Source organism: Blastococcus sp. CT_GayMR16, assembly GCF_004570875.1.
Lineage (GTDB): Bacteria > Actinomycetota > Actinomycetes > Mycobacteriales > Geodermatophilaceae > Blastococcus_B.
This window is the reverse complement of record NZ_SPQK01000012.1, coordinates 135,985-147,501: the sequence shown is the minus strand read 5'-3', so window position 1 is coordinate 147,501 and position 11,517 is coordinate 135,985. Positions and strand designations below refer to the sequence as shown.

The 11,517-nt window shown below is 74.8% G+C and carries 8 protein-coding genes; 5 read left to right on the top strand and 3 right to left on the bottom strand.

Annotated elements, in window-relative coordinates; translation table 11 throughout:
- The 4 genes from E4P38_RS22950 to E4P38_RS14290 all read left to right on the top strand — a co-directional run.
- On the top strand, positions 1-992 hold a 992-nt coding region (locus tag E4P38_RS22950; protein WP_209309106.1), incomplete at its 5' end, for a hypothetical protein.
- Between the two features lie 25 nt (positions 993-1,017).
- Complete coding sequence (locus E4P38_RS14300; RefSeq protein ID WP_135132473.1) at positions 1,018-1,329, top strand: NAD(+)--rifampin ADP-ribosyltransferase; 312 nt, start codon at positions 1,018-1,020, stop codon at positions 1,327-1,329.
- 84 nt (positions 1,330-1,413) lie between these two features.
- Positions 1,414-2,475, top strand: a complete 1,062-nt coding sequence (locus tag E4P38_RS14295; protein ID WP_209309105.1) for a class I SAM-dependent methyltransferase — start codon at positions 1,414-1,416, stop codon at positions 2,473-2,475.
- A gap of 77 nt (positions 2,476-2,552) precedes the next feature.
- Positions 2,553-4,646 (top strand): alpha/beta fold hydrolase, encoded by a 2,094-nt coding sequence (locus E4P38_RS14290; protein WP_209309104.1) that lies wholly within the window; start codon positions 2,553-2,555, stop codon positions 4,644-4,646.
- Positions 4,647-4,649: 3 nt separating this feature from the next.
- On the opposite strand, the gene E4P38_RS14285 is transcribed toward E4P38_RS14290, so the two are convergent.
- From E4P38_RS14285 to E4P38_RS14275, 3 genes are read right to left on the bottom strand one after another with little or no spacing between them, the layout of a single operon-like run.
- Positions 4,650-6,269, bottom strand: coding sequence for a GMC family oxidoreductase N-terminal domain-containing protein (locus E4P38_RS14285; protein WP_245161028.1), 1,620 nt, complete (start codon positions 6,267-6,269; stop codon positions 4,650-4,652).
- Positions 6,266-7,819, bottom strand: coding sequence for an aldehyde dehydrogenase family protein (locus E4P38_RS14280; protein ID WP_135132471.1), 1,554 nt, complete (start codon positions 7,817-7,819; stop codon positions 6,266-6,268). The genes E4P38_RS14285 and E4P38_RS14280 overlap by 4 nt, the downstream gene beginning before the upstream one ends.
- A 56-nt stretch (positions 7,820-7,875) precedes the next feature.
- On the bottom strand, positions 7,876-8,367 hold the full coding sequence (locus E4P38_RS14275) for an ATP-binding protein (protein ID WP_135132470.1): 492 nt from the start codon (positions 8,365-8,367) through the stop codon (positions 7,876-7,878).
- 126 nt (positions 8,368-8,493) lie between these two features.
- Between E4P38_RS14275 and E4P38_RS14270 the strand changes: the two genes are divergently transcribed.
- Complete coding sequence (locus E4P38_RS14270) at positions 8,494-11,505, top strand: hypothetical protein (protein WP_135132469.1); 3,012 nt, start codon at positions 8,494-8,496, stop codon at positions 11,503-11,505.
- The last annotated feature ends 12 nt before the right edge of the window (positions 11,506-11,517 follow it).

Here is an 11,517-nt window from a genome sequence, read left to right as displayed (position 1 = left end):
CCGGCGACCGACGGCTGGAGATGACGGTGCTCCGGGAGCTCGCCGGCGACGTGCCCGTGGCGCTCGGCCGCCCGCCGGCCGACTGCGAGCCGGCGCTGGCCGAGTGCCTGCGGCTGGCCGGGGCGCTCGGTGACCGTGGGATGGAGGCCGACGTGCTGGGCCGGTTGACGGTGCTCCGCTGCTCGCAGCTGGACTTCACCGGTGCCCGTGACCTGGCCCGCCGGGGGCTGGCGGCCGGCCGCGCGGCCGAGGACGAGCGGGCCCACGCGCGCGGGCTGGACGCCGTGAAGACCGCCTGCGCCTACCTGGGCCTCGTCGACGAGCTGGCGACGGTCGTGGCGGAGCTGGAGCCGGTGCTGCGCCGCACCGGCGACCTCTGGACGATGCAGTGGGCGGTGTTCGAGAGCTCGTTCGTGCCGCTGGCCGCCGGTGACGACGCGGCGGCCCTCGACCGGATCGGGGCGGCGCTGGAGGTCTGCCGGCGCAGCGGCTACACCGCCTACGAGCCGTTCTTCGTGGCGCACCTGGGCTGGGTGCACCGGCTGGCCGGCCGGCTCGAGCCCGCCAGGCGCGAGGGACGGCGCGCGGTCGAACTCGCCCAGCTGCACCGCCACACGTGGTGGTCGACGACCGCGTCGTCCCTCTACGCGGCCACGCTGCTGGCCTGCGGCGAGCCGGACGGGGCCGCCGCCGTCCTCCGTCCGGCCGAACGCGTGGCCGACGTCCCGGGCGCGGAGGCCTACCTGCTGCGCTGCCTCGGCCCGCTCGCCGAGGCCACCGGGGACGCCGACGTGCTCCGGCGGGCCGACGCACTGCTCCGCAGCATCCGTGCGCCGGAGGGCTGCGCGTGGCTGCTCGGTGCGGACGCCTATCTGGGCGTGGCCCGCGCCTGGCGGCGGGCAGGCGATCCCGACCGGGCCGACCGGATCCTCACCGACTTCCGCGCGGCCGCGGCGGCTGCCGGCTGGTCGGCCCTGGCCGGTCCCGCCTGAGCGGGCTGCCCCTTACGGTGACGGGGTGTCCGAGGAGACGGCGAAGGACGAGAACAGCAGCACCCACGTCCCCGTGACCTACGAACGGCACGAGCACGTCGAGGGACCCTTCTTCCACGGGACGAAGTCCGTGCTCGCGGCCGGGGACGAGCTGGTTCCCGGTCACGGCTCCAAGAGATTCCCCGGCAACCCCACGCAGTCCTATCGCACCCGCCATCCGCTGCGCGTCGTCGGCGAGGTGGACAGCTGGGAGGGGCATGACCCGGAGGTGCTGACGGGGATGCTGGATTCCCTGGCACTGCTTCGGGAGCAGGGACTGGACGTCATCGAGGACTAGGAGGAGGCGCGGGCTGCAAGGTTTCTGCAACGGCTCGCGCCACCGTTCGCCTCGGTCCAGCCACCCCACACCGAGGAGACTCCGATGGCGATCGACAACGACAAGCTGATGGACTTCCTGCACCGCTTCGTCGGTGACCTCGGGGCCGCCCTCGCGGCGGGCAACGTGGTCATCGGCAACCGGCTCGGCCTCTTCGCGGCGCTGGCGACCGGACCTGCCACGCCCAGCGAGCTGGCGCAGCGGACGGACACCGACACCCGGTACGTCACCGAGTGGCTCCGCGGCCAGGCGTCCGGCGGCTACGTGACCAGGACCGAGACCGACGGCGAGGAGAGCTACTCCCTCACCGAGGAGCAGGCCTTCTGTCTCGCCGATCCGGACAACGCGATCTTCGCGCCGGGCGGGTTCCTCTTCGCGTTGGGCGCGCTGAAGGGGGAGGAGAGGGTCGCCGAGGCGGTCCGCACCGGCACCGGCATCGGCTGGCACGAGGGCGACAACGACATGCTCGTCGGTTGCGAGCAGTTCTTCCGCCCCGGGTACCACGCCAACCTGACGACCAGCTGGATCCCGGCGCTGTCCGGTGTGGAGGGCAAGCTCCACGACGGCGCCCGTGTCGCCGACATCGGCTGCGGACTGGGTTCCTCGAGCGTGATCATGGCGCAGGCCTACCCGGAGTCCCGGATCTCCGGCTCCGACTACGACGGCGGGTCGATCGAGCTGGCTCGCAAGCGCGCGGCCGACGCCGGTGTCGCAGACCGGGTCACCTTCGAGGCGGCCAGCGCGCAGACCTTCGACGGTTCCGGGTACGACCTGGTGACGTCCTTCGACTGCCTGCACGACATGGGCGACCCGCTCGGTGCCGCCCGGCACGTCCGGGAGGCGCTGGCTCCCGACGGCTCGTGGATGATCGTCGAGCCGTTCGCCCACGACGACCCGTCGGACAACATCAATCCGGTCGGCCGCGTCTACTACAACTTCTCGACCCTGGTCTGCCTGCCCAACGCGAAGTCGCAGGCCGGCGGATACACCCTCGGCGCCCAGGCGGGGGAGGCGGCCATCCGGCGGGTCGTCACCGACGCCGGCTTCACCCGGTTCGCGCGGGTCGCGGAGACGCCGTTCAACATCGTCTACGAGGCCCGTCCGTAGGCGGTCGGACCGGCCCCGGGCACCGGGATCCCTGGTGCCCGGGGCCGCACGCGAGGAGGGTCGCGACCATGCGGGCCGTGGAACCGTCGAAGTCGGGGACCGTCGAGCGCGACGGCGTCCGTATCGCCTACGAGGTGTTCGGGGACGGCGAGCAGACCGTCGTGTTCGTCCCGATCGACCCGATCATCGAGTCCCGCGCCTGGAAGGCGCAGGTGCCCTGGCTCTCCCGTCGGGCCCGCGTGATCACGATCGACCCGCGCGGCAACGGGCGGTCCGACCGGCCCGCCGACCCGGCCGCGTACGGCCAGCCGCACCTGGTGGCCGACACCGTCGCGGTGATGGACGAGCTCGGCGTCGACTCCGCCGTGCTGGTGGGTATCTGCACGTCCGCGTGGACGGCGGTGCTGACCGCGGCCGAGCACCCCGACCGCGTCGACGGCCTGATCGCCATCGCCCCCTGGCTGCCGTTCGTCACGCCGCCCCTCCCGCACCGGGTGGCGTACCCGGACGACGAGGTCCCGGACACTGACGAGGGCTGGGCCAAGGTCACCAACTGGGGGCTGCGGCGCGACTACCGGGGGGCGATGGAGTTCTTCTTCGGGGAGTGCGCGGCGGAGCCGCACTCGTCGAAGGTGATCGAGGACTGCGTGGGCTGGGCACTGCAGATCCCGCCCGACATCCTGATCACCGCCGACAACGGCCCCGTGGGGGTCGCGGACCGCGAGGGTGCGCTCGACGTGATGGGGCGGGTTCACTGCCCGGCGCTGGTGATCCACGGCGACGACGACCGGTGCCAGCCGGCGTCCCGGGCGGACCTGCTCGCCGAGATCCTCGGCGCCGAGCAGGTGACCATCGGCGGTGCCGGGCACCTGCCCATGGCGCGGGAGCCGGTCGCGGTGAACAAGGCGATCGGCGGCTTCCTCGACCGGCTCTGGCCGCGGCCGGTGCGGCGTCGGTACCCGGTGCCTGCGCGGCGGGAGAAGCGGGTGCTGTACCTGTCCTCCCCGATCGGCCTCGGCCACGGCCGGCGCGACCTCGCCATCGCCGAGGAGCTGCGCCGCGCGCGGCCGGACGTGCGGATCGACTGGCTGGCCCAGCCGCCGCTGACCGACTGGCTGCGTCGTCGGGGCGAGACCGTGCACCCCGCCTCGGCGTTCCTCGCCAGCGAGGCCGCGCACATCGACGGGCTCGCCGGCGAGCACGACCTGCACGCGTTCGAGGCGATCCGCCAGATGGACGAGATCCTCGTCGCCAACTTCATGGTGTTCAGCGAGCTCGCCGAGCAGGAGCACTTCGACCTCTGGATCGGCGACGAGGCGTGGGAGCTCGACCACTTCCTGCACGAGAACCCCGAGCTGAAGACGACGGGCTACGCGTGGATGACCGATTTCGTGGGCTGGCTCCCGATGACCGAGGACAGCCGCGAGGCCGAGCTCACCGCCGACTACAACGCCGAGATGCTCGACCACGTGGCGCGGCTGCCGCGCATCCGGGACCGGGCGATCTTCGTGGGTGACCCGCAGGACGTCGTCCGCACCCCGTTCGGGCCGGGCCTGCCCGACATCCGGGACTGGACGACGGCGCACTACGACTTCGCCGGCTACGTCACCGGCTTCGACCCGGCCGAGATCGCCGACCGGACGGCGCTGCGCGAGTCGGTCGGCTTCGGCGACGAGCCGGTGTGCGTCGTGGCCGTCGGAGGCAGCGGGGTGGGCGGCCACCTGTTGCGCCGGGCCGTCGAGGCCTACCCGTTGCTGCGGGAGCGCCGTCCGGGCATGCGGATGGTGGTCGTGACCGGGCCGCGGATCGATCCGGCGTCCCTGCCCGCGACGGACGGCGTCGAGGTGCGCGGCTGGCTGCCCGACCTGCACCGGCTGCTCGCTGCCGCGGATGTCGCGCTGGTGCAGGGCGGCTTGACGACGACGATGGAGCTCACCGCCGCCGGCCGGCCCTTCGTGTACGTGCCCTTGCAGCACCACTTCGAGCAGAACGTGCACGTCCGGCACCGGTTGGAGCGCTACGGCGCGGGCCGGTGCGTGCCCTGGACGGAGGCGAGCCCGGAGCGGCTGGCCGACGAGCTGGCCGCACTGGTCGGCACCGCGCCCGGGGTCGCCCCGGTCGACCCGGGCGGCGCCGCCCGCGCCGCCGCCCTGCTCGCCGAGCTGCTCTGAGGCTCAGCCGGCGGCGGCCAGCGCGGGGTCGACGGAGCGACCGAGGATCAGGTCGGCCGCCCGCTCGGCGAGCATGATCGTGGGCGCGTTGGTGTTGCCACGGACCAGGGTCGGCATGACCGAGGCGTCCACCACCCGCAGCCCCTCGATGCCGCGCACCTTCATCTCGGAGTCGACGACCGCCTGGTCATCGGTGCCCATCCGGCAGGAGCTCACCGGGTGGTAGAGCGACTCGAGGGTGTCCTTGACCGAGGCGCGCAGGGCGTCCCGGCCGTGCACGGTGCCGCCGGGTGACCACTCGTCGGCCAGCACGGAGGCCAGGGGACCGGTGCCCGCGATCTCCCGCGCCTTCTCCACCCCCGTGACCAGGGCGTCGAGGTCGCGCTCGTCGGTGAGGTACCCGGCATCGATGGCCGGCGCCCACGTCGGGTCGGCCGAGCGCAGCCGGACCGACCCGCGCGAGTGCACGTGCACCAGCACGACGGCGGCGGTGAAGGCGTCGACGTCGGGGTCGACCTCGGCCTGCTTCCAGAACTTCACCGGCAGGAAGTGCATCTGCAGGTCCGGCTCGGACAGCTCCGGCGCCGACCGGGTGAAGAGCCCCGCCTCGGCCAGGTTGGAGGTGAGCGGTCCGCGTCGGGCGCCGAACCACCGGGCGTAGCCCGAGGGCGACTCGGCGCGGAACAGCGACTTGCCCGAGCGCACGTTCCACACGACGGGCACCAGCGGGTGGTCCTGCAGGCCGCCGCCGACGCCGGGCAGGTCGTGGACGACGTCCACGCCGACCTCCCGCAGGTGATCGGCGGGACCGATGCCCGAGAGCATCAGCAGCTGCGGGGAGTTGACCGCACCCCCGGAGAGCACCACCTCGCGGGTGGCGCGCACCGTGTGCACCTGCCCGCCCGCGCGGTACTCGACGCCGGTCGCCCGGCCGTCCTCGACGAGCACCCGGGTGGTCAGGGCGCCGGTGCGGACGGTCAGGTTCGGCCGGGCCTGCGCCGGGTGCAGGTAGGCATCGGCCGACGACCAGCGGCGCCCGCGCTTCTGGGTCACCTGGTACTGGCCGACGCCCTCCTGGGCGGCGCCGTTGAAGTCGTCGTTGCGGGGGTAGCCGGCGGCCACCGCCGACTGGACGACGGCGCGGGTCCACGCGTGCGGCGACCGGAGGTCCTCGACCCGCAGCGGGCCGCCGACCCCGTGGAAGCGATCGGCGCCGCGGGCGTTGTCCTCCATCCGGCGGAACAGCGGCAGCACGTGCTCGTAGGACCAGGACTTGTCGCCGGTGAGCTCGGCCCACTCGTCGTAGTCGGCTGCCGCGCCGCGGATGTAGATCATCGCGTTGATCGAGGAGGAGCCACCGAGCAGCTTGCCGCGCGGCCAGAACAGCTTGCGTCCGTCGAGGCCCGGCTGCGGCTCGGTCGTGTAGTTCCAGTCCAGCCGGGTGCGCCAGGTCTTGTAGAGCCCGGCCGGGATCTGCACCTCGAGCACGTCGTCCGAGCCGCCCGCTTCGAGCAGCAGCACCCGCAGGGTCGGGTCCTCGGTCAGCCGGCCGGCCAGCGCGCAGCCGGCCGAACCCGCGCCGACGACGACGACGTCGAACTCGTCCGGCAGGGAATCGCTCACCGGTGCCGGCCGTGGATCATGCCCATGACGCGGGCCAGCGCGTCGGTCGCCGACGCGGGCCGGCCGAAGCTCATCAGGTTCACCGGCAGCGCGACCCGCTGGCGGGTGATCGCCTTAGCGCGGGTGAACTCCTTGAGCCCGTCCTCGCCGTGGATCCGGCCGAAGCCCGAGTCGCCGACCCCGCCGAAGGGCAGCGCGGGGATCGAGGCGAAGGTCAGCACCGAGTTCACCGACGTCATGCCGCTGCGCATCCGGCGGGCCAGGTCCATCCCGCGGGCCTTGGACTTGGCGAAGACCGACCCGGCCAGCCCGTAGGAGGTGGCGTTGGTGAGCGCCAGCGCCTCCTCGGCGTCGCGGACCTTCGTGATGGTCAGCGTCGGCCCGAAGGTCTCCTCGCGGATCGCCGACGACGACTCGGGGACGTCGAGCAGCACGGTGGGGGCGAGGTAGTTCTCGTTGGGGAACAGGCTGGGGTCGGCGTCCCCGCGGACGACCCGGCCACCCGCGCCGGTGGCGTCCTCGACGTGGCGCCGCACGATGCCGCCCTGCGAGGCCATCGTCATGGGGCCGTAGGTGGCCTCGTCGTCCGAGCCCGGGCGCAGGGTGCGCAGCTGCGCGGTCACCTCGGCGACGAAGCGGTCGTAGACGGCGCTGGTCGCGTAGACCCGCTCGATGCCGATGCAGGTCTGCCCGGCATTGCTCATCGAGCCCCACACGGCGGCGTCGGCGGCGGCCACCACGTCGGCGTCGTCGTCGACGATCATCGCGTCCTTGCCGCCGAGCTCCATGAGCACCGGGGTGAGGGTCTCCGCGCACGCGGCCATGACCTTCTTGCCGGTCGGCGCGGAGCCGGTGAACGCGAGCTTGCCGACGCGGGCGCGGCACAGCGCGGCACCGGTCTCGCCGAAGCCGGTGACGACCTGGAAGGCGTCGGCGGCGTCGGGGACGGCGGCCCGCCACGCCGCGGCCAGCCAGGCACCGACGGCCGGCGTGTACTCCGAGGGCTTGAAGACGACGGCGTTGCCGGCTGCCAGCGCGTAGGCGATCGAGCCCATCGGGGTGAACACCGGGTAGTTCCACGGCCCGATGACGCCGACGACGCCCAGCGGCTGGTACTCCAGGTATGCGGCGTGGTTGGCCGCCAGCATCCCGGCCCTGACCCGGCGCTGCCCGAGGGTCTTGCGGGCGTGGGCACCGGCCCAGGCCAGGTGGTCGATGGCGAGGGTGATCTCGAGGATCGCGTCGCCGTGCGGCTTGCCGTTCTCCCGGTGGACGAGTTCGGCGAGCTCGTTCATCCGGCGGGCCAGGTAACCGCGGTAGGCGGCCAGCCGCTCGCGGCGACCGTCGAAGCCGAGGGCGGCCCACTGCTCGGCGGCCGGCCGGGCGCGCTCGACGGTCTCCTGCACGGCGTCCGCGTCGTGCACCGGGAAGACGCCGACGACGGCATCGGAGGCCGGGTTCGTCGACGAGAAGGTCTGGGTCGTGGCGTGCCGGTCGACGGTGCCCGCGGAGGCATCGGTCACCGTGTCCAGCTGATCGACGAGCGACATGGGAACGGAGGTTACCCGCGAGTCACTAACCGGGCCTCCGGAGTCACCCGAGGGGTTCAGGCGGTCCGCTCTTCGTCGTCGGCCTCGATCACGGCCCAGACCTTCTTCTCACCGCGCTCCAGGTGCCAGCCGTGCGCGGCCGACAGGTCGGCCACGAGATAGAGGCCGAAGCCGCCGAGTGCGGGATCGCGACCCTCGGCCGGGGCAGGGGGGACGTCGGCGGAGGAGTCGCTGACCGCGATCAGCCACCGGTCGGAGAGCCGGCTCAGTGCGGTCGCCACCGGCGAGCCGCCGTGCCGCAGTGCGTTCGACGTCAGCTCGTCGGCGATGAGCACCAGCCGTTCCGACCAGTGCTCGCGCTCGGGGTGGACGACGATCGGGCTGCCGGTGAGCGTGGCGCGCAGCCGGGCACGCAGCTTGCTGAGCTCCTGCAGGGAGTGGACTTCCTGACACCAGAGTTCCCGGAAACCCTGCGGGAGGCGCGCCGGTTGCCAGAGCGCCACCGTCACCGCCTTCGTCGTCGTTGTCAGGGCCCGTGCAGGGCGCACCGCCACGCTCCCGGACGAGGGCGTGGTCCTTCTGGCTCTGCGGTGCCCGTTCCGGTGCGCGCCCAACCTCAGTGTCACCCGGGAGTTGCATCAGCCGGGTCGCGGCGCCGAACTAGGGTCGCGCAGATGCAGACCGGGATCGACGGCGGGGCTCACGTTCCCCTCGGCCCGGCCGGCGACCCGTTCGGCACCGCCGCCGTCCGGGACCGGGTGCTGTCGGCGTGGGCCGCGTCGCCGGCCCGCTTCCGGGAGGACGCGAACGCCGAGGAGGACCTCGTCCGCGGCGGTTACCGCGACCGGTTGCTCGTCGAGCTCGCCCAGAACGCCGCCGACGCCGCTGCCCGCGACGGCGTCCCCGGGCGGCTCCGCCTCGAGCTGGACGGGCAGACCCTCCGCGCCGCGAACACCGGTGCCCCGCTGGACGCCGGCGGCGTCCAGGGACTGGCCACGCTCCGGGCGTCGGCCAAGCGCGACGAGGCCGCCGGCGTCGGCCGCTTCGGTGTCGGCTTCGCCGCCGTCCTGGCGGTCAGCGACGAGCCGGCGGTCCTGTCCACGGACGGCGGGGTGCGGTTCAGTGCCGACCGGACGCGGGCCGAGGTCGCGGCGCTCCCTGCTCTCGCCGACGAGGTGGAGCGGCGCGGGGGAGCGGTGCCGGTCCTCCGGCTGCCGTGGCGGGCCGGGGGGACTCCGCCGGACGGCTTCGCCACGGAGGTCGTCCTGCCGCTGCGCGACGGGACCCGGCCCGGGGTGGAGGCCGCCCTGACCGGGCTGCCGGTGGACCTGCTGCTCGCGCTGTCCGGCCTCACGGCCGTCGAGGTGGTCGTGGACGGCGCGACCCGCACCCTCTCCCGCGACGGCTCGGCGCCGAGGGTCCGGTTGACCGAAGGGGAGCGCACCGTCACCTGGCAGGTCGCGCAGCGATCCGGTGAACTGCCCGCCGCGCTCCTGGCCGACCGCCCCGTGGAGGAGCGCTCGCGCCGCGGCTGGACGGTGACCTGGGCGGTGCCGCTCGACGACGACGGCGTTCCGCAGCCGCTGCCGGCCGGGCAGGTCGTGCACGCGCCGACCCCGAGCGACGAGCCACTCTCCCTCCCGCTCCGGCTGATCGCGCCCTTCCCGCTCGGACCCGACCGTCGTCACGTCGCCCCGGGACCGGTCACCGACGCCCTGGTCGCGGCGGCCGCCGACACCTTCGCCGACCTGGTCGCCTCGCTCCCCGCCGACCCGGTGCTGCTGCGCCTCGTGCCGCGGGCCGGCCTGGCGGGGGCCGCCCTCGACGCCCAGCTCGGCGCGGCGGTGCTCGGGCGGCTGCGCGCCACCGCCTGGCTCCCCGTCGCGGGGGACGCGAAGGCCCGTCAGCTCCCCGAGCGGGCCGCGGTGCTCGATGACGCGACCGACGAGCGGATCCACGTCCTGGCCGACGTGCTGGCCGGGCTGCTGCCGCCCGGCTGGTCCCGCCGGTCGGACACCCCCGCGCTGGCGGTGCTCGGCGTCCGCCGGATCGGTCTCGCCGAGGTCGTGGAGGTGGTCCGCGGGGTGGACCGGCCGGCGTCCTGGTGGGGGCGGTTGTACGAGGCGCTCGACGGCGCCGACCGCGAGGAGTTGGCCGCGCTGCCGGTGCCGCTCGTCGACGGGCGCACGGCGCACGGCCCGGCCGGGGTGCTTCTTCCCGAGGCGGGCCTGCCGGTCGCGCACCTGGGTCCGCTGGGGCTCCGGCTGGCCGAGCCCGAGGCGGTCGAGCGACCGGCGGCCCGGCGGCTGCTGGAGCGGTTGGGCGCCTTCCCGGCCACCGCTGCCGCGGTCCTCGCCGACGCGGGGGTCCGCAACGCCGTCGAGACGTCGATGGACGCCGTGGACGACGCCCTCGACGACGACGCCGATCCCACGGACCTGGCGCGGGCGGTGCTCGCCCTCGTGGGAGCGGCCCGCCCGGCGGTGGGCGAGCTGCCCTGGCTGACGGAGCTGGCGCTGCCCGACGCCGCCGGTGGATGGGCGCCGGCGGGGGAGCTCGTGCTGCCCGGGTCCCCCCTCGCCGAGGTCCTGGAGGAGGGGGCGCTGGGGCTGCTGGACCCGGGGACGGCCGCCACCGCCGACCCCGACGCGCTGCGGGCCGTCGGGGTCCTGGACACGTTCGCGCTGGTCCGGGGCGAGGACCCCGAGGAGCTGGGCGTGGACGACGCCGACCGCTGGGCCGACGCGGTGCTCGACCGGCTGCCGCTGGACGCCCCGCCGCCGTCCTGGCCGCTGCTGACCGCGGTCCGCGACCTGGAGCTGGTGCGCGACTGGCCCCGCGCGTTGCCGCTGCTCGCCGCCGCGCCGGCGGAGGCCCGGGCCGACGTGGTGCTCGGGGGCGTCCCGGTTCCCGGCTACCTGCGCTGGTGGCTGTCGACCCACCCGGTGCTCCGCGGGGAGCGCCCCGACCGGCTGCGGCACCCGGACAGCACGGAGCTGCTGGGGCTGTACGAACCGGCGGCCGGCGCCGCCGCCGTCCTGGACCTGCTGCGTCCGCCCATGACGGTCGAGGACGTCCTCGCCGACGTGGACGGCGCGATCGACCTGCTGGACCGGCTGGGCGACCCGGCCCGCACGGTCCGGCCCGACGTGCTGCGGACGGTCTACGCCCGGCTCGCCGCGGCGCTCGACGGGGTCGACGTGGACCCGCCGCAGCGGGTGCGCGTCGCGCCGGACCGGGTGGCCGGGGACGCCGTCGTCCTCGATGCGCCGTACCTGCAGCCACTGGTCGGCGGACCGGTCGTGCCCGCCGGCGGGGCGCCCGGCGCGGTGGCCGACCTGCTGGACCTGCCGCTGGCCGGCGAGCGGGTCGCGGGATCGGTGAGCGGTGGCGGACGGCGGATGCGCTGGGCACAGCTGCCGGGCGCCGGGCTCGCCGCGGCCCGGCTCGGCGTCGTGGAGCTCGACGGCGAGGTCGCCGTCCACGAGGACCTCACCGTGGACGGCCGGGCCGTGACGTGGTGGCCGGCCGGGACCGTCGACCACGTCGACGGGTCCCCGGCCGCCCTGGGCCGTGCGCTGGCCTGGCGGGCGGGCGCCTGGCCGCTCCGGCAGGCGCTGGCCGAAGCGTTCGCCTTCCCCGACCGCGCCGCCGAGCTTGCTGCCGAGGACGCGGTCGGGGACTGACGGACGGAGCCG

What these genes read in the sequence shown, in the direction of transcription:
- E4P38_RS14270 (WP_135132469.1), top strand. Translation starts at nt 8,494, where the DNA reads ATGCAGACCGGGATCGACGGCGGGGCTCACGTTCCCCTCGGCCCGGCC.
- E4P38_RS14295 (WP_209309105.1), top strand. Translation starts at nt 1,414, where the DNA reads ATGGCGATCGACAACGACAAGCTGATGGACTTCCTGCACCGCTTCGTC.
- E4P38_RS14280 (WP_135132471.1), bottom strand. Translation starts at nt 7,819, where the DNA reads ATGTCGCTCGTCGATCAGCTGGACACGGTGACCGATGCCTCCGCGGGC.